Raw genomic sequence first — 24,328 nt, 5'->3', positions numbered from 1 at the left:
AGGGACGAATGACGAATGACGAAGGTAATGTGGTGAAAATATCTCCCTTCTCACATATCCAGCTATTGCTGGCTATCTTGAAAGGGGGGAATGTGGCGAGTTACTTATTTGGTAAGCCCCCGAACCCCCCGAAGGGGGACAAGCTGGAAAAGGAGACAAACCTCCGCCTTTACACATACTCCGCTCTCGCAGTGCACATATCCAGCTATTGCTGGCTACTTTGGAGAGGGGGAAGGTAGTGACAGAAAAGTGAAGAAAAGACGAATAGCGAGGGGCGAATGGTGAAGGTAATGTGAGGGTGTAGCACGACGGGCAAATACGAGCTACACGGGCAATTAATAGTGAATTGGCAGAAGGGTAGTGGAGAAAATAGTTCTTTTGTACACTCAGATTTGTGGAGTAAGTAGCACTTGTGAGATGAATCTGATGGTTGAATTGAGGTTAAGATAAAATAAGATGAAGAGAAGGGGAGGAGGTGATATTGTATAGAAGGGGTTGGACTGAGTAATGATAGTGTGTAAAAAGTTACATATTTACACATTTTGTGTATAATTACACACTTTGTACACAGGTTACGCACGGGATACTAACAAGTTATCAACAGGTTGTTAATAACTTATTATATTGATAATAAGTGTTTTAATGTAGTTATGAACAGATTTGCGGTATTTTGGCACAGAATTTTCTATATAGTAGGCGTAAGTTGATAAAACTTATTGTGCATAGTAATAAAATAAATGATTTGTCACAAACAGAAAATGGTTAAAAATTAAATTACTGAAAAAATTGCTAAAAGAAACATTGTTAGATAAGAATCATTAAACAAAACTGTTGTTAAAAATTAAATTTCATTTCATTGTGTTGTTGGGAAACAACTTTTATATTAAGAACATTGCTAAAATTTTAATTGTTTAAACACAATCATTTATTAAACTATTTTAAGACATTCCTTTAAGTTTAGCCAAGCTAGCTTAAAGTACTAACAAATATTGGGAGTTAGTAGTAGTATTTATATTATATGCATTGAAGAAAGACTTTCTTGAAAGAAGAAAGTCTTTTTTTATTAATATAGTATGTTTATTAGAAAAGTTTTGTATATTTGCAAAATTTTTGTCCTGTTTTAAAGAGCGCTTTTTAAACGCACAAAGCTGATGTTCATATTTTTATCATATAATGATAAGTGAGAGGACGGCTAAAAACAGTATATTTTTTAATTTAAAAAGACATATATAAAGTATGAAGAATCCAATTCTTTTAGTAGAAGATGATGTAGTTTTTTCCAAAATGTTAGGTAAATTTTTGGAGCGCAATGGATATGAAGTAGTAAGATGTTATAATTTAGAAGAAGCGGAGAAAAGCCTAAATGCATCGCTAAGTTTAGTATTCACTGATTTACGTTTGCCCGATGGTGACGGTATCAATTTCTTGAAAAAGGTGAAAGAAGTATATCCAGATTTGCCTGTAGTGGTAATGACCAGCTATGCGGAAGTATCGACTGCGGTAGAGGCAATGAAATTGGGTGCTTTTGATTATATATCGAAACCGTTCCAACAAGAGGACGTACTGAATGTTATTAAGAATGCGCAAAGCAGTACGCGTACGGCTTCGTTACCTAAGAAGGAAAATGTGAAGGCGGACAACAGCCCTGGCAAAGCTGCTCAGCCTGTTGTTACGAACGAAAATTCATATATAGAAGGCGTAAGTGCCGCTTCTAAAAAGCTGAATAAGTTTATCAGTTTGGTAGCCCCTACGGATATGTCGGTACTCATTACTGGTGAAAGTGGTACGGGTAAGGAGGTGATAGCCAAATCTATTCACTTGAAAAGTGAGCGTCGTAACAAGCCTTTTATTGCGGTGGACTGCGGTGCCATTCCTAAAGAAATTGCATCGAGTGAGTTCTTCGGTCACGTAAAGGGTTCGTTTACGGGAGCAATTACCGATAAAAAAGGACACTTTGAAGAAGCAAATGGTGGTACTATTTTCCTTGATGAGGTAGGAAACCTAAGCTATGACAACCAAATACAGTTGCTACGTGCCCTACAAGAGCGCCGTATTAAACCTATTGGTAGTTCTAAGGAAATAGAAGTTGATATTCGTGTATTGGCAGCTACCAACGAAGATTTATTGGCTGCAGTAGGAAAAGGAGAGTTTCGCGAAGACCTTTATCACCGATTGAACGAGTTTTCGATAAAAGTACCTTCGCTAAGTGAGCGCAAAGACGACTTGATGATATTTGCTTCATACTTCTTGGAAAAAGCAAATGAAAAGCTACATAAGAACGTACAAGGGTTTACTGAAAAGGCGGTACAAAAGATGCTTTTATACACTTGGGGAGGTAACTTGCGCGAACTATCGAACACGGTGAAACGCGCTGCCCTACTCACACAAGGTGATTATATTACCGAAAATGAGTTGCCAGAGCCTGTAATTACTGAAACACGCCATTTCCCTACCGAGCGTTTTTCTTTTTCAACCAAAGAAAACGAGCGAGAACTCATTATTAGTGCGCTACACGAGACCCATAATAATAAAACAGAAGCAGCTAAGCTGTTAGGCTTTACACGTAAAACACTTTACAACAAACTTAAAGCCTATAATATAGACGAATTTTAATAGGTAAAGGGTAAGAGGTAACAAGGTAAAAGGCAAGTAAAACGCCTCTTATCTGTTATTTCTTACCTTTTACTTTTTATCTTAAAAAATGAGAAAGACTTATTTACTAATTACTTTTTTTTACTTATCACTATTTACTACACTTGCCCAAAATAAATCTCCTTTAACAACTACCGATGCCCAAGCACAACAGCAGTGGGTGAACGACACTTATAACAAAATGAGCCTTGATGAAAAGATTGGGCAACTGTTTATGGTATCGGTATTTTCAAGCCATATAGGCACAAAAAAAGCCGAAGAGGTAAAAGACTTCATAAAGAAATACTACATTGGAGGGATTATCTTCTCCAAAGGAGGACCGAAGCGTCAGGCAAAGCTCACTAATGAATACCAAGCACTTTCTAAAATTCCGCTTTTTATGGCAATGGATGCCGAGTGGGGATTGGCGATGCGCTTGGACTCTACTTATGCTTACCCGTGGAATATGACCCTTGGGGCTATCAAAGATAACTATCTTGTAGAACGTACCGGTAGACGTATAGGGTTACACTGCAAACAATTGGGTATGCAGTTTAACTTTGCTCCTGATATTGATATTAACACAAATCCGAATAACCCTATTATAGGAAATCGTTCGTTTGGCGAAGATAAAGAGAATGTAACCCAAAAAGGGCTTGCTTTTACTCGCGGGATGCAGTCGGTAGGGGTGTTGGGCAGTGCCAAACACTTTCCTGGTCACGGTGATACATCTAAAGATTCTCATAAAACTTTACCGCTTATATCTTTCGCCACTAACCGTATTGACGAGGTAGAACTTTACCCTTTTAAAGCCCTCATCAGAGAAGGAGTAGCGAGCATAATGGTAGGGCACCTTAATATTCCTTCCTTAGAACCTAAAACAGGGCTACCTTCTTCGTTATCAAGTGCTATTATCACCGATTTACTCAAAAAGAAATTAGGTTATCAAGGGCTTATCTTTACCGATGCACTTGGTATGAAAGGGGTATCGGAATACTTGCCCGTAGGCGAAGTGGAAGTAGAAGCTTTCTTGGCGGGTAACGATATTTTGCTGATGCCAGCTAATGTAGCTAAGGGTTTTGAGGCGATGAAGAAAGCCTACCAGAACAAACGCATCAGTGAGGAACGCTTAGCACATTCAGTAAAGAAAATACTAATGGCTAAATACAAAGTGGGGCTCACATCTTTTAAACAGTTAGACGAAAGCACTGTAACCTCTACCTTGCACACAATAGAAGACGATTTGCTCACTGAGGAACTGTTTGAAAATGCGATTACGGTAGGGCAAAACAAGGAAAATATACTGCCTATAAAAGACTTGGACAAGCGAAAAATAGCCTATGTGAAGTTTGGTAACGACAGTGGTTGGGCGTTTTATTCCACCTTACGCAAATACGCAGAGACCGTGCTTATTGAGCCTAAGAATGAGGCACAACTATATGAAGCAGTTGAACCTTTTGACACGATTATCATCGGGTTGCACAAACCAGATAAGACCCCTTGGGACGCATACAAGTTTACAGAGAACGAACTGAAATGGTTAGAGCATATTGCTAAGAAAAAAAAGGTAATCCTCGCAGTGTTTACTCGCCCCTATGCGATGCTCGACGTGAAAAATATAGCTCCTATTAAAGCTATTGTATTTGCTTACCAAAATAACAAAGTAGCCCAAGAGAAAGCCGCTCAGCTCATTTTTGGTGCTATTGAGGGCAAAGGAGTTTTGCCTGTAACAGCACACCCTAACTTACCCGTAGGCACTTCAATTGCTACTCCCAGAATAGGACGCTTAGCTTACGGCTTACCCGAAAGCGTGGGACTCAATTCTCTTAAACTAAAAGAGATAGACAGTATAGCTCTTGATGCTGTAGCACAAAAGATGACGCCAGGGATGCAGGTATTGGTTGCCAAAAGAGGGAAAGTAGTTTACCGCAAGAATTTTGGTACTTTGGATTACAATCCAGCTAATAAAGTGACCGACAACACTATTTACGACCTCGCTTCGCTTACGAAGATATTGGCTACTCTTCCCGAATTGATGCGTCTTTATGTGCGTGGAGATTTCAAACCCGTAGATACTTTTGAGGATTTGCTACCCAAGCTCAAACATACAAACAAGGGAGATTTGGTAATGAAAGATGTGCTCTCGCACTATGCTCAGTTCCAATCGTGGATTCCTTTTTACCGAAAAACCTTAGACATTGATAAAAAGCCTTCGCCTGAGTATTACAGCACTACCAAAAGTGATTCTTTCCCTACTGAGGTAGCCAAAGACTTATATCTTAGAGAAGGGTATACTGACAGTATTTATAAAACAATTGACGAGAGTGAGCTTATCAAAGATAAAAAGTACTTATATAGCGACCTTCCTTATTATTATTTCAAGAAGTACATAGAAAAAAAAAACAAGAAGCCCCTACAAGAAATCGTTCAGAAGCACTTTTATAGAGGTTTAGGAGCCTACCAGCTTACTTTTCTTCCTTTGCAACGCTTCTCTCCTGTAAATATTGCACCTGCCGAAGATGAAAAGACCTTTCGTTCTCAGGAGCTTCGAGGGTACGTACACGACCAAGGAGCAGCCCTTTTAGGAGGGGTTGGTGGACACGCAGGACTTTTTGGAACTGCCGACGATGTAGCCAAAGTGATGCAAATGTACCTCCAACAAGGGTATTACGGCGGTACGTGGTTCTTGCAACCTCAGGCTATAAAAATCTTCAACACTTGTAATTACTGTCCAGAAGGCAACCGTCGAGGCTTAGGATTCGATAAACCACAGTTAGGCAAATCAGGTCCTACCTGCGGTTGTGTGCCAATGAATAGCTTTGGACATACCGGTTTTACAGGCACTTTTGCGTGGGCTGACCCCACTAATGAAATAGTAATAGTTATCCTCTCGAACCGCACTTATCCCTCTTCTGACAATAAACTTTTGGTAAACCGATTGGTGCGCCAAAAGATACAAGGAGTGGTGTACCAAGCTCTATCTGCGAATAAAAACTTTTAAAAAGATTTGGTATATAACGAGAAGTTTTAGTACATTTGCGCCACGTTAATTTTTAAAATAGAATTTATTATATGGAAGCGTGGATTATTGCCATTTTTTTCATTGGCTATCTTTGTATTACTACCGAACACCAAATAAAGGTAGACAAAACTATTTCAGCCTTAGCTATGGCTGTCATCTGTTGGACGATACTTAAAGTATTTAACCTTGATGTACTAGAAGTGCTCAACGGAGTGTTAGTACCCGTAGATATAGCTAACAACAATAATGCTATTGATGAAGCACTACGACATCACTTAGCTGAAACTTCCGAAATACTCTTCTTCTTAATCGGTGCAATGACCATTGTAGAAATCATTGATATGCACCGTGGGTTTGAAATCATCAAGCGGATGATTCGCACCAGAAGCAAAGTAAAATTGCTTTGGATTATAGGTGTTATTGCTTTTTTTCTCTCTGCTATTATCGACAACCTTACTACTACCATTATTCTCATAACCATTGTACGTAAGCTCATACCTGACCAAAAAGAGCGCATTTGGTATGCTTCTCTCATTGTGATCGCTGCCAATGCAGGAGGGGCTTGGTCTCCTATCGGTGACGTAACGACTACTATGCTTTGGGTAAAAAATAAAGTAAGTGCTGCTAAATTAGTAGAATACGTATTTATTCCTGCTACTATATGCTTGATAGTACCTTTGTTTGTCGCTTCGTTTTTACCTGTATTCAAAGGAAAGATAGACACTTCAAACAGCGAAGAGAGTATTACTTACAAGAGCAGTATGCCTGTGTTGGTAATAGGCTTTATCTCTATTATCTTTGTGCCTATTTTTAAATCGATTACACACTTACCTCCTTATATAGGTATGCTCTTTGCTCTGGCTACTATGTGGTTTATTTCTGAAAAATTAAAACCTATCAGAGAACTTTCATCGACCGATAAGGATAAATTCAGTATTCACCGTGCATTAGGACGTATCGAATTTTCGAGCATACTATTCTTCTTAGGAATTCTCTTGGCAGTGGCTTCATTGCAAACTATTGGTACGCTTTTCAATTTTGCACAAACATTGAATGAGACTATCCCAAGTACAAACGTAGTGATTTTGCTCTTAGGTTTTGCCTCTGCTGTAATAGACAACGTACCATTAGTAGCGGCTAGTATGGGTATGTTCCAAGAACCTATGGATAGTGGTCTTTGGCACTACATTGCCTATGCGGCTGGTACAGGAGGTAGCTTGCTTATCATCGGTTCGGCTGCGGGGGTAGTAGCTATGGGTATGGAAAAGATTAATTTCTTTTGGTATGTGAAAAACATCTTATGGATAGCCCTTTTAGGTTTTGTGTTAGGCTATCTTACTTTGGTAAGTTTTGAAGCTTTACACTTTTTTGGATAGCATAAAACGATACATTATATACGAAAGACTGCCTAAAGAATTATATTTAGGCAGTCTTTTTTTATAGGTGAGCATCAGCATAGTTACTTCTTAGTCTTTCTTTGTGTATTATGGGAGGTGTATAGAGAATATAAAAGTACGTCAATGCACAGTATTCATATTTAAAAATAACTTAGTATCTTTGCTAGCAAAAGCACACTGTGAAAAATTGTTTTACAGAATAGGATTGTAAGAGAGAAGGCTCTCAAAACTTTAAATATGAACATCGTGTTTATTTGCGAATACTATTGTGTAAGTCAAAAAAACGCCGTACTTTTGCACCCTAAAAGTATTTCAATTAATCACTAGCCACTAACCATTTATCATTAATCATTAAAAAAGATGTTATCAGAACAAGAAATCATTCGTAGAGAAAAACTCTCTAAATTGAAAGAATTGGGGATAAATCCTTATCCTGCTCCATTATATCCGGTTGATACTACCTCTAAGGATGTAGCCAACCATTATGAAGAAGGTAAACAAGTGGTTGTAGCCGGTAGATTGATGTCGTTGCGTGTACAAGGAAAAGCCTCGTTTGCTACTTTGCAAGATAGTGAAGGCACGATGCAATTGTACTTCAACCGCGATGAGATGTGCCCTACCGATGATAAAACGCTTTACAACGAGGTGTTCAAAAAGTTATTGGATTTAGGTGACTTTATAGGTGCTGAAGGAACGCTTTTCATCACTAAAATGGGTGAGAAAACCGTGTTGGTTAAGAACTTTACGCTACTTTCAAAAGTATTGCGTCCGCTACCTATGCCTAAGGTAGATGCCGATGGTAAAGTACACGATGCCTTCACCGATCCTGAACAACGCTACCGTATGCGCTATGTAGATTTGGTAGTAAATCCACAAGTGAAAGAAGTGTTTATCAAGCGCACTAAACTCTTCAATGCTATGCGTCAGTTTTTTAACGATGCAGGTTATTTGGAAGTAGAGACGCCTATACTACAAGCTATCCCAGGGGGAGCTAGTGCACGACCGTTTATCACCCATCACAATGCGTTGGACATTCCGCTGTATATGCGTATTGCCAATGAACTTTACTTAAAACGTCTTATTGTAGGAGGTTTTGACGGGGTGTATGAATTTTCTAAGAACTTCCGCAACGAGGGTATGGATAGAACTCACAACCCTGAGTTTACGGCTATGGAAATTTATGTGGCTTACAAAGATTATCACTGGATGATGGACTTCACTGAACGCTTGATCGAGCATTGTGCTATAGCCGTGAATGGTACTACTAAGGTGACCTTTGGTAAACATACAGTAGATTTCAAAGCTCCTTATCCACGCCTTACGATGACTGATGCTATTAAACAGTTCACAGGCTTTGACATTACTGGAAAGACAGAAGACGAATTGAGAGCCTTTGCACAGTCTATCGGTATTGCGGTAGACGAGGCGATGGGCAAGGGCAAACTGATAGATGAAATATTTGGTGAGAAATGCGAAGGCAACTTCATTCAGCCTACTTTCATCACTGATTACCCCAAAGAAATGTCGCCACTGACCAAAGAACACCGCGACAACCCCGACCTTACTGAACGTTTTGAGTTAATGGTATGCGGTAAGGAGATTGCCAATGCTTATTCGGAATTGAACGACCCTATAGACCAACGTGAGCGCTTTGAAGAACAATTGCGACTCTCAGAAAAAGGCGACGACGAAGCGATGTTCATTGACCAAGATTTCTTGCGTGCTCTTGAATACGGTATGCCACCTACCTCAGGTTTGGGTATCGGTATGGACAGACTCGTAATGTTCCTTACCAACAATGAGAGTATACAAGAGGTATTGTTCTTCCCACAAATGCGCCCCGAGAAGAAAGAAGTAGAGCTTTCGGAAGACGAGAAAGTAGTGTTTGAACTTTTGAAAACCTCAGAGAGACTGCTTTTAGATGCTCTCAAAACACAAACAGCATTTTCTAACAAGAAATGGGATAAAGCTATTAAAGGTCTTACCAGTAAGAAAGTAGCGAAAGTAGTAAAAGAAGGAGAAGAACTGTTCGTGGAATTAGCAAATTAACAAATTTGAAAATTAGTAAATTATGGACTTTGTCAGAGTCCTTGGACTCTGACAAAGTTTTTTATTGACCATTAACCTTTAATAAATTATTTATTGTTCTTGTAAAAGCCAAAGAAGGCGATATAACCGTAGCAAACTACTAAGGTGAGGAATGCTAAGCGGAAACCTATATAGTCGGTAAGGAAACCGTACAGAATAGGCAAGAGTCCGCCACCGACAATCATCGTACAAAGGATACCTGAAGCTTGAGTTTTGAGTTCGTCTATCCCTTCACAAGCAAGCGCAAAGATAGTGGGAAACATCATAGAGTTGAAGAGGCCGATACTTAATAAAGTCCACATTGAGAGCAAACCACCGGTATTGATAGAAAACAAAATAAGAGAGATGGCAACTATAGCAAAAGCAATGAGAACTTTGGCGGGAGCAATCCACTTGATGAGATAAACACTGATAAAGCGTCCTAACATAGCACCTCCCCAGTAGAAAGTGAGAAAAACAGCTATAACAGCCTTGGGGTCGGCTGAGGTTAGATAAGGTTTCCCCGCCAATGAGCCAAGCGTTTCTACAATAAAGCACATAAAAGGGCTCTCTAAAATATCCTTAGTGATGTTCATATTGATGAAGTAGTTTACTGCATAACTTCCTATCACTACTTCAGCACCTACATACAAGAAGATACCTATAGCCCCCAACAGTAAGGGAGTTTTCTTGAGAAGATTCCAATAACTGTCTTTATTTACTTCTTCTTTTATTCTATAAGCATAAGGCAATTTAACTACTGCAAAAACAAATGCTAAAGCAAGTGCCCATAAGGCTATGTACAAAAAAGGTAATTGTATAGAAAAAGCTTCTTCACGGAAATAAATAAGCTTATCTGTAGTGTCTAAGGCTTCTATTTCAGCTTCTTTTTTTATTTCGTTGCTCAGTAAGTAAGTGGCTCCAAATATAGGAGCAATAGTAGTGCCTATGGCGTTGAAAGCTTGAGAGAAAGTGAGCCGGCGAGGTGTAGTGGCTTCGTCGCCTAAAATCACTATATAAGAGTTCATAGCTACTTGTAGGAAAGTAACGCCACAGCCTAATACGAAGATAGCAGTTAAAAATACCCAATATAAGCGTTCCCCGGCAGCAGGATAGAAGAGCAAAGCACCCAAAGAGATAAGCAAAAGACCTAAGATAATGCCCCGCTGATAGCCTATTTTAGTGAGAATAAAACCTGCAGGGATAGAAAAAAATAAGTAAGACAAGAAGAAAGATAGAAGAATATAGGCTGCATCGGAATAATGCAACTGAAACACATCACGAAGATGAGGTAATAAAAGCTGTATGAGCACTGTTAAACCTCCAAAAAGTAAGAATAAAAGTGCTACCAGAACAAAGGCTTGGGTATGTTTCTTTTGTCTATTCATTGCTGTATAAGCTCGGTTTAGAGCGCAAATCTACTACAAAAGATTAAAAAATAGTTAAAATTTAACACTTTATTTTTGCTGTATACATAACTTTAAGCGTACAACATACTTGTAATTAGTGTTTTAAGTGTAAGTAGACTCCTTGTTAATAAATATGTTAGAAAATATTTTGACAAATCTGTTGGGGGATATCAAAAAAGTTAGTAACTTTGCTCCGAATAAATAGTACTACTTAGCTCACTACTGACCATAACCATTCGTAACTAATTTAACTAATATAATGAAAAGCTGGTTTTTAAATGTAGCCGTACTTTTTCTCACATCAATGCTTTACTCTCAGCAAGGAGTTATTACAGGTGAAGTAATTGATGGTGATTACAACGCTCCGTTAATGGGAGCAAATGTTTTGGTTAAAGGGACTACCAAAGGGGCTTCTACTGATATGGACGGTAAGTATTCCTTGAATGTAGACTCACCTACTGGAACCTTAGAGTTCTCTTATCTTGGATATGTTACCAAGACAGTTTCGTATAAACTTGTGAATGGTAAAGCGCACGTGCGAATTACCCTTACAAGCGACCAACAAACCCTAGGAGAGGTAATTGTAACAGGTAAAAGCACCTTGTTAGACATTGCACAAGAGCGTAAAACACCTGTGGCGGTATCTACTATTCAAGCTACCGAAATTATAGAAAAATTAGGTACACGAGAGCTTCCTGAAGTACTCAATAGAACGCCTTCTGTCTACGCCACCAAAGGGGGAGGAGGCTTTGGTGATTCTAAAATCAATATTCGAGGCTTTGACAGTAGGAATGTGGCTGTAATGGTTAATGGTATGCCTGTAAATGATATGGAAGGTGGTACCGTATACTTCAGTAACTGGACAGGGCTTTCAGATGTAACTTCCGCAATGCAGGTACAACGTGGGCTCGGTGCATCTAAATTGGCGATTGCATCGGTGGGTGGTACTATGAATTTCATTTTGCGTGCTTCGGATATGCAAGAAGGAGGGAATATATCTTTCAACTATGGTACTAATCAAGAATATAAAGGTACGGTTTCTTACAATACAGGAAAGAGTCTTACTGGTTGGTCGGCTTCTGTGTTGTTCAGCAAAAATGCAGGACGTAAATATGTAGATGGTACTCAGTTTGATGGCTATAGCTACTATTTTGCGTTAGGTTATGAACCTTCTAAAAAACATAGTTTCCAATTTACCTTCACAGGGGCTCCACAATGGCATAACCAACGTAATATAAGTCCGCTAATTTCTGATTATCAGAAATATGGTTCAGAAGACAAACCCAACCGTCGCTATAATTCAGATTGGGGATACTTAAATGGTGAAGAACACACTATTAAGAAAAATGTTTATCACAAACCAGTAGCAATGCTCAATTGGGATTGGAATATCAATGAAAGTACTTCCCTTAGTACTGTAGTATATGCATCATTAGGACGTGGTATGGGAACAAGTTCATCGGGGGTGGCACATTCAATCTCTTCGAAAACTACTGCTAGTGGTACAACCACTTATTCACTTCAGAAAAACTATTTAAATTCTTTCCGTAAAGATGATGGACAGATAGATTTCGATAAAGTGGTGCGTTATAACAACGGAGAGACAGTAGATGATTTACTCCCTATGCAACACCCAAGAGAAGCAGGAAAGAACGTAACAATTGCTAATCCAGGTGGAGGTCGAGCTTTTACAGGTTATGGTGAAGGTTTTACCTTAAATGGCTCAGTAAACTCACACGACTGGTATGGTATCCTTACCAACCTGCAACACCAGATTAATAATCACTTCACTATTAATATGGGGCTTGATGGTCGTTATTACTATGGTTATCACTACCAAGTAGTAACTGATTTGTTGGGTAACGATAGTTATACTGATAATACACAAAATAACAACAAGAATTTGGCAACCCCTACCGTAATTCGTTCTGCGGTATCTACTAAGCCCTCTTGGAATCCTTTCCAGAAAGTAGAACCTCTTGAAAATCGTATAGGCTATAGTAGTGAAGGGGAAGTGAAATGGATGGGACTTTTCTCACAGTTAGAATACTCCGACGATCATTTTTCAGCTTTCTTACAAGGTTCTACCTCTATGCAGTCATACCAACGTATTGATAACTTTTTGAAAGATGGAGTTTCACGCGCCATAAGTACAAATCCTAATTCGGTAATGTATACTAAAACAGGTTTTAAAAACTTGATAGGTTATAATATCAAAGGAGGAGTGAATTATAATATCAACGAACAGCATAATGTGTATGCTAACATAGGATATTATTCTAAACAACCTTTCTTCAACGCTGTATATCCTAACAATCTAAACTATTTAAACCCTTCGCTTACCAATGAAAAGATATTTGGAGTAGAAGCTGGATATGGTTTTAAATCTAAGTTCTTCAGTGGTAATTTAAACCTTTATCACACTACTTGGAAAGATAGATTCCTTCGTCAAACTTACACTTTCGGAAGTTCTTCAGGAGGACGTGGCAGTAATACAGGCTATGCAAATATTTTGGGTGTTCAAGAAATACACAATGGGGTGGAAGTAGATTTCAAAGCTACTATTACTGATTACTTAAAACTAAATGGTATGTTCTCATTTGGTGACTGGTATTACAAAGGCGATGCTTCAGGAACTCTTTTGAATGAGAATGGTAATGCTATAGACTTACAAGGAAATGAGGTGCCTGTTGGTAGGGCTGCAGAGCTCAAACTATACTTAGATAAAGCAAAGGTAGGACAAACAGCTCAAACAACAGCTTCTTTGGGATTAACTGTGCTACCCGTGAAGAATTTGAATTTTGATATCGATTGGCGCTATATAGATAACCTATATGCTAATTTGAATATTGGTACTTTTTCTGAAAAAACAGTAGCCGAAAAAGGAGCTATAAAATTACCTGCTTATCATTTGTTTGACCTTTCTGCTTTTTATAGATGGCAACTTACTGATAAGCAACGTCTCACTTTCTCAGCTCACGCCTATAACCTATTAGATACTTATTACATCGCTGAATCATATACAAGTATTCACACCACTGATAGTAGTAAAACTTACCAAGGTATCGATGTGAGAAACCAAGTGTACTTTGGTGAAGGTCGTACCTTTAGCTTCGGCGTACGCTACAACTTCTAATAAGTTGAAAAATAAAATATAAGAACTCAAAAGGCTACCCGAGTAGGGTAGCCTTTTTTAATTAACAAATTAGCAGATTGACAATTTTTTCGTACCTTTGCGCCATTCTAAATTATCAATTCTTAATTATTCATTGTAAGATATGTTACGATTTGCAAAAGAATATAAATCTATTTATGAAATCTTTGAGACTTATATGCACTCATCAGACTATGAAGATATTGACTTCGTGTTTGATGTAGTGAACTACTTTCGTCGTAAAAGTAAAAATAAAAAGTCTCCTCTCAATATCGATGAACTCATCACTGAAATCAAACACAAACCCGATAGCATCGCTTTCTTCAAGGAAAAACTTCATAACGTATTTGCTAATAAACAAAAAGTAATTCTTTTTACTGATGCTGGTCTGCTGAATAGTGTTTCTTTCTTCAAAGAATTGCGTTGTCGTATCAGTCGTCAGCTTTTGCCCGACCAGCCTTCGGAAGAGAATATACAATACGTACTCAACCAACTCTTCTACCGTCCTTCCGATGTGAAATGGGTACATCAAATTCCTTTAGATAACTGGAAAGAACTCTTTGAAATTCTTGCTGTATCTACTTTCTATGAGGATAGTGAGAGCAAAACTACTTCCAAGCAAATTCTTTTGGCAATAATGATTCTCTCCCAACGTATGGGAGGACTCGCCTTGCAAACTGATGTGCGCCGTATGGTGCCTGAATATGCTCACCTCAATAGTCCCTTTATTGCTCTCGACGATGAGCTGAACAATCTTGCACGTACTCTTTCCAAGGAAGATAAACCTTATCTATATATACAAGACCACGAACTCGATTATAAACAGCTGAATATCCTAGCTGGTCAGTGCGAGGATTTCGTAAACAAAGCTGATGCCAATACTTCTAAATATGGGGTGACGTTCAGTGTGAACCAAACTCTTTTGCTCATTCGTCAGCAAATAAAACGCATCAAGCGACTTTATAACTACCTGTTTATAGAAAAAGAAGCTGATAAATGTGAAAAAACAATTGCCTTCTACTTAGATATGGTGAAAACTAATTCTAAGAAGAACAATATTCGAAAGCTGATAGATGATAGTGTTTATAACATCACCTACGAGATTACGAACTATACCGGCAAGACCGGTGAACACTATATTACTTCTACTACCGGTGAGTACTTCAAGATGCTTAAAACAGCTTTGTGGGGTGGCGTTATCGTGGGATTTATGTGTTTGGTAAAACTCTATATGTCGATGCAACCTGACCAAAGTGATTTTTTTCGTGCCCTAAACTACAGTTTTAACTACGCTATTGGTTTTGTGCTCATCTACCTTACAGGGTCTACTTTGGCTACCAAGCAACCTGCGATGACGGCTTCTACGATTGCTAAGACTTTAGAGAGCCTCAGCGACAACGATAACAATAAAGAAAAACAGAAACACTACACCGAATTCTCAGCACTCTTCACGCGTTTGTTCCGTTCGCAGTTCATTGCCTTTGTGGGCAACGTGTTTGGTGCTTTCCCTGTGTCTATGCTTTTGGCGATAGGAATGAGTTATCTCAGTGGTTATAATATCGCTACCAAAAAGAGTTTACATCTCTTGGAAGACCTGAATATATGGCACACTCCCGTATTCTTGCACGCTTGTATTGCAGGGATATTTCTGTTCTTATCGGGTATTATAGCAGGCAACGTAGCTAGTGTAAACAACTTTAACAACTTCTATTATCGTCTTTCCGAACACCCCTTTCTTAAAGGCTTCTTTGGTAAAGTACGTATGCAACGCGTTGCTAACTGGATGCAACAAAAGTGGCCGAGTGTCGTCTCAAATATTTGGTTTGGAGTCTTTATGGGAAGTGCGTGGGCAATAGGTCATTTCTTCGGTTTGCCCATCGATATACGCCACATTACCTTTGCCAGTGGTAATTTAGCTTATGGCTTGTATGGTATGAATTTTATCATTAGCTTGGAGAATATCCTTTGGTGTATTTTAGGGATAGGCATCATCGGTTTAGGTAACTTTATTGTGAGTTTTGGTCTGTCGCTATGGATAGCCTTGCGTTCTCGTGAAGTACCTGCTTCTGAACTAAAATATTTAGGTCGTTGCGTATGGAGAGCCTTTAAAGCACATCCTAGAGCCTTTTTCTTTCCTGTAAAGGAGAAAGAATAAAAGAATGTTCAAATGAAACACATCAAAGAAAAATTAGCTGAACGTGAAGCTCACAATGCCTTACGCAGTCTCAAACAACGCCATTTTGCTATTGATTTCTACTCCAATGATTATATAGGATTCAGTACAAATTCTGAGATTACTAAACGCATCTCTCAATTACTCCCTCAGCAAACGGCACCTCACGGGGCTACAGGATCGCGATTGCTTTCGGGTAACTTGCCTATCTTTTCCGAAACCGAAAGCTATATAGCTCATTTTCATAACGCTGAAACAGCTCTTTTGTACAATTCGGGCTATGATGCCAATGTGGGATTCTTCTCCTGTATCGTAGGGCGAGGTGATATTATCTTATACGATAGTTACAGCCACGCTTCTATACGCGACGGTATTTCACTGAGTTTAGCCAATTCCTATAAGTTTAAACATAACGATTTAGACGATTTAGAAAAGCTCTTAAAAAAGTTTGCTACCCCTGATAAAACGGTGCTCATCGTTACTGAAACAGTTTTTTCAATGGACGGTGATAGTCCTGATTTGGTGCGTTTGGTAACATTAGCAAAGCAGTATGGCGCTTATATAGCGGTAGACGAAGCACACGCCATAGGAGTATTTGGCAAACACGGCTCTGGGTTGGTGCAAGCATTGGGGTTAGAAGAAGAAATCTTTGCCCGCATCGTTACCTTCGGGAAAGGCCTGGGAGCACACGGAGCTGCTGTCTTAGCTTCAAATGAGGTGATACAGTATTTAGTGAACTTTTCACGCTCTTTCATATACACTACCGCTATGAGTCCAGATAGTGTGGCAACTATTAGGGCAGGATATGAGACCTTACAGACAACTAAGTCAATAGAACAACTGCATCATAATATACAGTATTTTAAATCGCAAATTGCTAAATACAATATACAGGGTTTTATTCCTTCTGATTCGGCTATTCAAGCCATAGTAGTAGCAGGCAATGAACGAGTGAAAGCACTTGCCAAAGTACTACAAGCCCAAGGCATAGGTGTATTACCCATTTTAGCGCCCACCGTGCCTGCGGGACAAGAACGGTTGAGAATATGCTTGCACAGTTTTAATACCGAACAAGAAATCGAAAAATTAATGAGCCAATTAGCCGATTTTTCAATTATCTGATTAAGAAAGCGAACTTTACCAAAGTTTTTTAATTGCCTGTCGTGCTACGACTCGTCATTATAGTATTGTGGTATTATCAAAGCTGAACCCATTTAGCAAGTCTGTGGTCTTCATACGTTTTTTAGCAGGTAATTGCAATTCTAATAGCTGTATATAACCATCTTTCACAGCTACACGTAGCCCTTTTTTATCTACTAAGAGTTCCCCAATAGGATATTGATGAGAGACAGGTTCGAAAAGAGCATCATATACTTTTACATTTAGCACTTCTCCTTTTTGTACAAACGCTGTCCACGCAGTAGGGTAGGGGCTCATTCCCCTCACTAAACGCTCTATTGTCACTCCTTCCGCTTGCCAATCTATCTTGCAGGTCTCTCTGTATATCTTAGGAGCTTCGGCAAAGGTTACTTCTTTGTTTTGTGGTTGGGTAGTGCAAGTCCCTTCTGCAATGCTATCTACGGTTTTTAGTACCAATTCAGCACCTTGCACCATTAGTTTGTCGTGTAAGGTGCCTGCTGTTTCGTGAGACTCAATAGGTGTAACCTCTTGTGCGATAATAGCTCCCGTATCAATCTTCTCGTCTATAAAGAAAGTCGTTACCCCTGTTTCCTTTTCCCCGTTGATAATTGCCCAGTTGATGGGAGCTGCTCCTCGATAGTTAGGCAAAAGAGAGGCGTGCAGATTGAATGTGCCGTATTTAGGCAATCGCCATACCACTTCGGGCAACATACGGAAGGCTACTACTATTTGCAAATCGGGTTGTAAGGCTTTCAGTGCATTTACAAAAGTTTCATCTTTTAGTTTTATGGGTTGTAACACCGGTATTCCTTTGCTTTTGGCATAGAGTTTTACGGGCGACTGGTGTAGCTTCTGTCCGCGTCCCGAAGGTTTATCGGCTACCGTTACTACACCTACTACGTTGTAATGGTTCTCTACTAATGCTTTTAGCGATGCCAACGCAAAGTCAGGTGTCCCCATAAATACAATTCTCATTTTATCACTTGTCATCTTTTTTACCTTTTACCTTATAATCTTTTAATTGTCTCAGAGGCTCATTTTCTTATTTCAGTTAAGCGATGAGCACGTTTTTAGCTCTGATTTATTTTGTGCAAAAATATAAAATTTGGTACTAATAGTAAAGTTTTTTGTAGTAAAACTTTTAATACGAGTTATTATTGATTGTTCTTTTGCCTCTTAGAGTTAAATAACATCAATTGAATATAACAAAATTCTATTTTTCATTCGCCTTTCCCGTCACTAATTCCCGATTTTCCGTCATACTTCCTTCCTAGTGCCTATGGCCCTAAGGCCTATACCTATTTCCCTCTTTCTTTCGCCTCGAAACCCCGTTTTTAACATTTTTATCATTGTTGTATCATAGTGTTAATCAACTTTTTATATACTCTTTCTATACCAATCGTCCAAGATTCGTATAAGCTTCCTATAAGCTCCCTATAAGCTAACCATACCCTCCTAACGACCATTTCTCACCAAAATCACTCTTAACTCACTTTCGAACTTCTCTGTTTTCTTCCGATAGCTCTAACCCTCTATCGCCCGTGTGACTCGCACCTCCCACCTGTCCGACCTCTGTCCTACAAGTCCGCCTCTGCTACTGCATTTCTTGTAGTTCGTGCCTCATTTACTCAGCACGGCATTCGTTTTTAAAATAATAGGCTTATACTTTATTAATAAACCACAAAAAAATAGTAGAGAATATTAGATGTTTTCTCTTTAGAAAGTCGCTTTTGCGGATTGCTCCCCTTCCTTTCGGGAAGGGGGAACGGGGGTTAGGTTTTTTAATACAAGCGCCCCATTTACTAAGTTCCAAATTTGCTAATTTGCCAATTAGTTTGTACTTTTGCACCAAATTATATTTACTCAACAGAAATAAAGCAAATGAATATATTACGATTTATCACCGCAGGTAGCGTAGACGACGGTAAAAGTACCCTTATAGGTCGATTGTTATACGATAGCAAAAGTATTTTAGCCGACCAGCTCGAAGCATTGGAACAACAATCAAAAAATAAGAACGACGATGGTATCGACCTCGCTATCATCACCGACGGGCTCCGTGCTGAACGCGAACAAGGGATTACTATCGATGTAGCCTACCGCTACTTTGCTACTCCCAAACGCAAATTTATCATCGCCGATGCTCCTGGTCATACCCAATACACCCGCAATATGATTACGGGGGCTTCTAATTCCGAGCTCATAATCATTTTGGTAGATGCTCGCAATGGCGTAACCGAACAAACTCGTCGCCACTCAATCATCGCCTCCCTGCTCAATATCCCAGAGGTAGTGGTAGCCGTAAACAAAATGGACTTGGTAGGTTATAGCGAAGAGGTGTTTAACAATATCAAGCAAGAGTACGAAGAGATTGCCAAACGTTTAGGATTGAAGAGCGTGCACTATTTCCCTATTTCGGCTTTTGTAGGCGATAATATCGTGAATACCACTGAGGCAATGCCTTGGTACAAAGGCAATTCGCTTTTAGACTTTTTGGAAACTGTAGAAATTAGCAAAGACAACTATGACCAACCTCGTTTTCAAGTGCAGTATGTAATACGTCCACAAACCGAAGCTTTACACGATTACCGCGGTTATGCAGGAGAAGTCATTTCGGGCACTTATCGCAAAGGTGATGCGATAATAGTAGAACCAGAAGGTATTACTACAAAACTCAGTAAGATAGAGTATAACGGCGAAGAAGTTGCAGAAGCAAAGGCAGGTGACCCAGTAGTACTACATATCGAAGACGATATCGATATTTCTCGTGGCGACTACTTTGCCAAACAAGGAGCAGAGCCTCAGCAAGGGCAAGATATCGAGGCTATTGTATGCTGGATGGATAAACGCGAATTGCGCGAAGGTAATAAATACTTGTTGCAACAGCGTAGTAAACTTGTAAAAGCAATTGTGAAGGAAATAGAGTATAAAATAGATGTCAATACCCTCAACCAAACTGAAGGCGTAGAAAGTGTAAAACTCAATGAAATCGCAAAAATCCGACTCAAAACGGCTTCCCCATTAGTATACGATGCTTTCCAAAGCAATCCTCCAATGGGTAGTGCTATCCTCATCGATGAGACCAGCAACGCTACCGTAGGAGCTGTGATGATATATTAATGCGTTTATTTTTCTGTTTTATTTCACAATAATCCAAGTGAAAAAACTTAAAGTATATATAAATAACATTAAATAATGTTAAAAAAGAGATACTTGCATATATTATACATATATTTGCATCAAAATAACATATAAAAAAAATCAAGTTTATGACAGGTAAAGAATTACAAGAATCAGTTAACAAGCTCTGCTTAGATATGAAAGCTAATTTGCCAGGCTTCATCTTTTGTGGAATTCTTAATTGCGCTGATGGAACTATCATAGGAAGTTCTGCAGCTAATCCAGAAATTTCAAAAATTGCAAACGAAGTCTCTCCCTTTTTCTCAACTATTGTAGAGCAAGTGAAAAAAGTGGTTACTTCAAGTGAATCATTGGGAGTTAAAGAAACACATAGTATTCTTATCGAAACTGATAAAGTTACTAATGTGATTGGGATTTCAAATTCAGGGAAGTATTTTATTCTCTTAGCCTTAGATAGAGCCAAAGCTAATATAGCAATAGCTAGAACTTTAGTTGAAAGAAGCAGATCCCTTGCAGGGGTATTAGACGAACACCTCTAAAAAATAGATATTAAATAATATCTTCAGAGCACAAATTTGGGCACTCCGAATTTGTGCTTTTTTGTTTTTACAATATCTGGTACATTCTATCTAAAGTGAAACAACAAGCTCAAATAAGCTTCTTTTTTAGTATGCGATGCTTCCAAGAGGCATTATATTCTCATTGATGAAAACAGCAATATCGTAGAACTATAATGATGAGCTTATAATGAAATCTTATTAAAAGTTTTATATTTGATTAGTATAAAAAAGAGCACAAAACAGATTGTCTGCTTTGTGCTCTTTATAATTTTTTCTGTTAAAAAAAACACTAAAAAAAGTCGTCTAATAGTGTCCCAAACTCTCTTTTGCACTTGTAAAGTAAAGCTCTCGAGATACCAACGTTTGATTTAGCTCTATCTAAAGCAGTAATAGAAAAGAACTTTCCTAAAGCTGAAATCATCAACATAAACGTGATTTTGTCTGTTTCAATAAGGATATAATCTAACTCCGACTTTCCTAAAGCGTCATTGCTATCTACTACTTTCTTTACTTGATCAATAATAGTAAGATGAAAGGCAGAACCTTGTTCAACTATTTTTGAAGCTTCTTCATTGGCAGAAGCTTTGCTTAAGATAGAACCATCAGAACTGCTCAAAATTCCATAGAAGAGGAATCCTGGCATTTCTGCTTTCATTTCTTGACAGTGAGCATCAAGCATTTGCTGTAGCTGTGCACCAGTTAGTTGTGTATTTACTTCTGTTTTTGCATCTGTACTTTTTGGCTGTAATACTGTATCTGTCATAATTTATGATAATTTAATGAGGGCAAAGATATGTATTATTTTTTAATAAAAAGAAATTTTTTATAAAAATCTTTTTTCTATTTTTTTGAATAAATATAAAATCTAATGTTAATACAAAGAAAATCAATAGTTAACACTGTAATAAAGTTATTGTTCAAAAGTATGAAATACTGCAGAATTATTTCTGTAAAATGAAAAATACTACAAGTATAAAACGATATAAACTATTTCATATAAAGAAATTTAGGCGTCAAACTTCTTTTTTTATATGAATATATAGGATTATTTAATTTATTGTTGTATCTTTGTCCAAGTTTTTTACGATAAAAATTACTATTAAACACAAAGTAAATATGAAAATAAAGCTTTGTAATAGAATGAATATTATTTTATCTTTAAAGTATATAACACAAATATATGATAACACATAAATTAACCTCAGAACAAGCAATGGCACTCGAAAATCAGTACGGTGCCCATAACTATCACCCACTACCCGTCGTACTCTGCAAAGGACAAGGGGTATATGTGTGGGACATCGAAGGCAAACGCTACTACGATTTCCTTTCGTCTTACTCTGCCGTAAACCAAGGTCACTGCCACCCACGTATCATCAAAGCGCTTACTGACCAAGCACAAACTCTTACACTCACTTCTCGCGCTTTCTACAACGATAAGCTCGGAGTGTATGAAAAGTACGTAACCGAGTATTTTGGCTTCGAGAAAGTCCTCCCGATGAACACAGGGGCTGAAGCGGTAGAAACAGCTATTAAAATATGTCGCAAATGGGCGTACGAACAGAAAGGGGTGCCTGAAAGTGCTGCCATCATCATCGTATGCGACCAGAACTTCCACGGGCGTACCACTACAGTTGTATCTTTTTCATCTGATAAAAATGCGCGTAAGAACTTTGGACCTTATACACCTGGTTTTGTTTCCATTCCTTACAACGATTTAGTCGCATTGGAACAAGTTCTTGCTGATAATAAAGCAACAGTAGCAGGCTTTTTAGTAGAACCTATACAAGGTGAAGCTGGTGTATACGTTCCTTCTGAGGGGTATCTAAGCGGAGCAAAAGCCTTATGCGAAAAGTATAATGCACTCTTTATCGCCGATGAGGTACAAACAGGAGTAGCGCGTACCGGAAAACGTTTGGCAGTAGATCACGAGAATGTAAAACCTGATATATTGGTACTGGGGAAAGCTCTTAGTGGTGGGGTGTATCCCGTGAGTGCTGTCCTTGCCGATGACCGTATTATGCACGTGATTAAAGCTGGGCAACACGGTAGTACTTTTGGAGGCAATCCTTTGGCAGCAGCCGTAGCGATTGAAGCCTTACAGGTAGTAAAAGATGAGCATTTGGCTGAAAATGCCGCTCGTTTGGGTGAGATTTTTCGCAAAGAAATCGGCGACTATATCAAAACCTCAAAAATAGCCACCTTAGTACGTGGTAAAGGACTCCTAAATGCGGTGGTTATCAACGATACAGAAGAGAGTGACACTGCTTGGAATATCTGCCTAAAGATGCGCGATAATGGGTTGCTCGCTAAACCTACTCACGGCAATATCATTAGATTTGCTCCGCCATTGGTAATGAATGAAACGGAATTAAGAGAGTGTATTGCTATTATTATCAATGCTTTAAAAGCGTTTGAAAAGTAATACGCTATATTGCATACAGATAGAAAGCTACCTAAAATATCAGGTAGCTTTTTATTTATACAGAAATATTTTGTACATTTGCCCCATAGGAACAAATTTCATTTTATAAAAGAAAAAATTATGTATAATTTATTAAAAGGAAAAAGAGGTATCATCTTTGGTGCCTTAGACGAAAATTCTATCGCTTGGAAAACAGCAGAACGTGTACACGAAGAAGGTGGTAAGTTTGTACTTACCAATGCTCCCGTAGCAATGCGTATGGGACAAATAAAAAACTTAGCCGAAAAAACAGGCTCTGAAATTATTCCTGCCGATGCTACCAATATGGACGATCTCCAAAACTTGGTAACTAAAGCTATGGAGATTTTAGGAGGTAAGTTGGATTTTGTGTTGCACTCTATCGGTATGTCGGTAAATGTGCGCAAAAACATTCCTTATACCGAGTCTAACTATGTGAACACCGAAAAAGGTTGGGACGTTTCAGCGCTTTCTTTTCACAAAGTATGTCAAGTGCTTTATAAGAACGATGCAATGAACGAGTGGGGTAGTATTGTTGCCCTTACTTATATGGCAGCACAACGCACCTTCCCTGATTATAACGATATGGCTGATAATAAAGCCTACTTAGAATCTATTGCGCGTAGTTTTGGCTATTTCTTTGGTAAAGACAAGAAAGTGCGAGTGAATACCATTTCACAATCACCTACCGCTACTACTGCAGGACAAGGCGTAAAAGGTTTTGACGGTTTTATTGCCTACGCCGATGCTATGTCACCACTGGGCAATGCCACCGCTCAAGATTGTGCTAATTATACGGTATCTCTCTTCTCCGATCTTACTCGCAAAGTAACGATGCAAAACCTTTTCCACGATGGAGGCTTCTCTAATACTGGTGTAAGCAACGAAGTAATTGAGCGATTTACTAAGTAGTAGTTAGAAATTTGGTTGTTAGTAGTTAGAAAACTAACGGCTAATAACTACTGACTAATAACTAATGAAATGAAGTATCTTTTCATTTATTTAGTGCGCTTTTATCAAGTAGCCATTTCGCCACTCAAGCCTCCTACGTGCAGGTATACCCCTACCTGCTCGCAATACACTTTAGAAGCCTTGCAAAAGTACGGTTTTTTTAAAGGAGGCTGGTTGGCTATTAAGCGTATATGCAGTTGCCACCCTTGGGGAGGCAGTGGCTATGACCCCGTACCTTAA

The 24,328-nt window shown here is 38.7% G+C and carries 15 protein-coding genes and 1 pseudogene; 13 read left to right on the top strand and 3 right to left on the bottom strand.

From position 1 onward, the window contains the following. Positions 1 to 90: 90 nt before the first annotated feature. The 5 genes and pseudogenes from HMPREF9078_RS12250 (at position 91) to lysS (ending at position 9,099) form a co-directional block, all read left to right on the top strand. Positions 91 to 253, top strand: a pseudogene (locus tag HMPREF9078_RS12250) (phosphinothricin acetyltransferase). 983 nt (positions 254 to 1,236) lie between these two features. Then, complete coding sequence (locus tag HMPREF9078_RS10865; RefSeq protein WP_002670899.1) at positions 1,237 to 2,613, top strand: sigma-54 dependent transcriptional regulator; 1,377 nt, start codon at positions 1,237 to 1,239, stop codon at positions 2,611 to 2,613. 88 nt (positions 2,614 to 2,701) lie between these two features. Beyond that, the gene (locus HMPREF9078_RS10860) at positions 2,702 to 5,632 is read left to right on the top strand and encodes a glycoside hydrolase family 3 N-terminal domain-containing protein (RefSeq protein ID WP_009420712.1); all 2,931 of its coding nucleotides are present in this window, start codon (positions 2,702 to 2,704) and stop codon (positions 5,630 to 5,632) included. A 71-nt stretch (positions 5,633 to 5,703) separates the two neighbouring features. Continuing rightward, a complete protein-coding gene (gene nhaD / locus HMPREF9078_RS10855; RefSeq protein WP_009420711.1) occupies positions 5,704 to 7,029 on the top strand; it encodes a sodium:proton antiporter NhaD in 1,326 nt (441 codons plus the stop codon). A 381-nt stretch (positions 7,030 to 7,410) separates the two neighbouring features. After that, positions 7,411 to 9,099, top strand: a complete 1,689-nt coding sequence (lysS, locus tag HMPREF9078_RS10850; protein ID WP_009420710.1) for a lysine--tRNA ligase — start codon at positions 7,411 to 7,413, stop codon at positions 9,097 to 9,099. An 86-nt stretch (positions 9,100 to 9,185) separates the two neighbouring features. Here the strand turns inward: lysS and HMPREF9078_RS10845 are convergent, their stop codons facing one another. After that, on the bottom strand, positions 9,186 to 10,505 hold the full coding sequence (locus HMPREF9078_RS10845) for a sugar MFS transporter (protein WP_009420709.1): 1,320 nt from the start codon (positions 10,503 to 10,505) through the stop codon (positions 9,186 to 9,188). Between the two features lie 280 nt (positions 10,506 to 10,785). Between HMPREF9078_RS10845 and HMPREF9078_RS10840 the strand changes: the two genes are divergently transcribed. From HMPREF9078_RS10840 to HMPREF9078_RS10830, 3 genes are all read left to right on the top strand, one after another. Beyond that, positions 10,786 to 13,662: a TonB-dependent receptor domain-containing protein gene (locus HMPREF9078_RS10840; RefSeq protein WP_009420708.1), complete on the top strand. Its 2,877-nt coding sequence runs from the start codon at positions 10,786 to 10,788 to the stop codon at positions 13,660 to 13,662. A 142-nt stretch (positions 13,663 to 13,804) separates the two neighbouring features. Continuing rightward, entirely contained in the window at positions 13,805 to 15,835 is a 2,031-nt protein-coding gene (locus HMPREF9078_RS10835; protein ID WP_009420707.1) for a hypothetical protein, read from the top strand. A gap of 12 nt (positions 15,836 to 15,847) precedes the next feature. Next, the gene (locus tag HMPREF9078_RS10830) at positions 15,848 to 16,975 is read left to right on the top strand and encodes an 8-amino-7-oxononanoate synthase (RefSeq protein WP_009420706.1); all 1,128 of its coding nucleotides are present in this window, start codon (positions 15,848 to 15,850) and stop codon (positions 16,973 to 16,975) included. 57 nt (positions 16,976 to 17,032) lie between these two features. Here the strand turns inward: HMPREF9078_RS10830 and fmt are convergent, their stop codons facing one another. Further along, positions 17,033 to 17,983, bottom strand: coding sequence for a methionyl-tRNA formyltransferase (gene fmt, locus HMPREF9078_RS10825; RefSeq protein WP_009420705.1), 951 nt, complete (start codon positions 17,981 to 17,983; stop codon positions 17,033 to 17,035). Between the two features lie 891 nt (positions 17,984 to 18,874). Here fmt and HMPREF9078_RS10815 point away from each other — a divergent pair. Continuing rightward, the gene (locus HMPREF9078_RS10815) at positions 18,875 to 20,113 is read left to right on the top strand and encodes a sulfate adenylyltransferase subunit 1 (protein ID WP_009420702.1); all 1,239 of its coding nucleotides are present in this window, start codon (positions 18,875 to 18,877) and stop codon (positions 20,111 to 20,113) included. Between the two features lie 149 nt (positions 20,114 to 20,262). Beyond that, positions 20,263 to 20,673 carry a hypothetical protein gene (locus tag HMPREF9078_RS10810; protein WP_009420701.1) on the top strand — a complete coding sequence of 137 codons (411 nt, stop codon included), beginning with the start codon at positions 20,263 to 20,265 and terminating at the stop codon, positions 20,671 to 20,673. Positions 20,674 to 20,983: 310 nt separating this feature from the next. Here HMPREF9078_RS10810 and HMPREF9078_RS10805 read toward each other — a convergent pair whose 3' ends face one another. Next, the gene (locus HMPREF9078_RS10805) at positions 20,984 to 21,457 is read right to left on the bottom strand and encodes a hypothetical protein (protein WP_009420700.1); all 474 of its coding nucleotides are present in this window, start codon (positions 21,455 to 21,457) and stop codon (positions 20,984 to 20,986) included. Positions 21,458 to 21,874: 417 nt separating this feature from the next. Between HMPREF9078_RS10805 and rocD the strand changes: the two genes are divergently transcribed. The 3 genes from rocD to yidD all read left to right on the top strand — a co-directional run bounded on the left by rocD (position 21,875) and on the right by yidD (position 24,328). After that, the gene (rocD, locus tag HMPREF9078_RS10800; protein WP_009420699.1) at positions 21,875 to 23,119 is read left to right on the top strand and encodes an ornithine--oxo-acid transaminase; all 1,245 of its coding nucleotides are present in this window, start codon (positions 21,875 to 21,877) and stop codon (positions 23,117 to 23,119) included. A gap of 120 nt (positions 23,120 to 23,239) precedes the next feature. Beyond that, positions 23,240 to 24,049, top strand: coding sequence for an enoyl-ACP reductase (locus tag HMPREF9078_RS10795; RefSeq protein ID WP_009751608.1), 810 nt, complete (start codon positions 23,240 to 23,242; stop codon positions 24,047 to 24,049). Between the two features lie 69 nt (positions 24,050 to 24,118). Continuing rightward, positions 24,119 to 24,328 carry a membrane protein insertion efficiency factor YidD gene (yidD, locus tag HMPREF9078_RS10790; RefSeq protein ID WP_002680684.1) on the top strand — a complete coding sequence of 70 codons (210 nt, stop codon included), beginning with the start codon at positions 24,119 to 24,121 and terminating at the stop codon, positions 24,326 to 24,328.

It is taken from the genome of Capnocytophaga sp. oral taxon 380 str. F0488, assembly GCF_000318255.2.
Classification (GTDB): Bacteria; Bacteroidota; Bacteroidia; order Flavobacteriales; family Flavobacteriaceae; genus Capnocytophaga; species Capnocytophaga ochracea.
This window is presented reverse-complemented; position numbering and strand designations above follow the sequence as displayed.

What these genes read in the sequence shown, in the direction of transcription:
- HMPREF9078_RS10865 (WP_002670899.1), top strand. Translation starts at nt 1,237, where the DNA reads ATGAAGAATCCAATTCTTTTAGTAGAAGATGATGTAGTTTTTTCCAAA.
- HMPREF9078_RS10860 (WP_009420712.1), top strand. Translation starts at nt 2,702, where the DNA reads ATGAGAAAGACTTATTTACTAATTACTTTTTTTTACTTATCACTATTT.
- nhaD (WP_009420711.1), top strand. Translation starts at nt 5,704, where the DNA reads ATGGAAGCGTGGATTATTGCCATTTTTTTCATTGGCTATCTTTGTATT.
- lysS (WP_009420710.1), top strand. Translation starts at nt 7,411, where the DNA reads ATGTTATCAGAACAAGAAATCATTCGTAGAGAAAAACTCTCTAAATTG.
- HMPREF9078_RS10845 (WP_009420709.1), bottom strand. Translation starts at nt 10,505, where the DNA reads ATGAATAGACAAAAGAAACATACCCAAGCCTTTGTTCTGGTAGCACTT.
- HMPREF9078_RS10840 (WP_009420708.1), top strand. Translation starts at nt 10,786, where the DNA reads ATGAAAAGCTGGTTTTTAAATGTAGCCGTACTTTTTCTCACATCAATG.
- HMPREF9078_RS10835 (WP_009420707.1), top strand. Translation starts at nt 13,805, where the DNA reads ATGTTACGATTTGCAAAAGAATATAAATCTATTTATGAAATCTTTGAG.
- HMPREF9078_RS10830 (WP_009420706.1), top strand. Translation starts at nt 15,848, where the DNA reads ATGAAACACATCAAAGAAAAATTAGCTGAACGTGAAGCTCACAATGCC.
- fmt (WP_009420705.1), bottom strand. Translation starts at nt 17,983, where the DNA reads ATGACAAGTGATAAAATGAGAATTGTATTTATGGGGACACCTGACTTT.
- HMPREF9078_RS10815 (WP_009420702.1), top strand. Translation starts at nt 18,875, where the DNA reads ATGAATATATTACGATTTATCACCGCAGGTAGCGTAGACGACGGTAAA.
- HMPREF9078_RS10810 (WP_009420701.1), top strand. Translation starts at nt 20,263, where the DNA reads ATGACAGGTAAAGAATTACAAGAATCAGTTAACAAGCTCTGCTTAGAT.
- HMPREF9078_RS10805 (WP_009420700.1), bottom strand. Translation starts at nt 21,457, where the DNA reads ATGACAGATACAGTATTACAGCCAAAAAGTACAGATGCAAAAACAGAA.
- rocD (WP_009420699.1), top strand. Translation starts at nt 21,875, where the DNA reads ATGATAACACATAAATTAACCTCAGAACAAGCAATGGCACTCGAAAAT.
- HMPREF9078_RS10795 (WP_009751608.1), top strand. Translation starts at nt 23,240, where the DNA reads ATGTATAATTTATTAAAAGGAAAAAGAGGTATCATCTTTGGTGCCTTA.
- yidD (WP_002680684.1), top strand. Translation starts at nt 24,119, where the DNA reads ATGAAGTATCTTTTCATTTATTTAGTGCGCTTTTATCAAGTAGCCATT.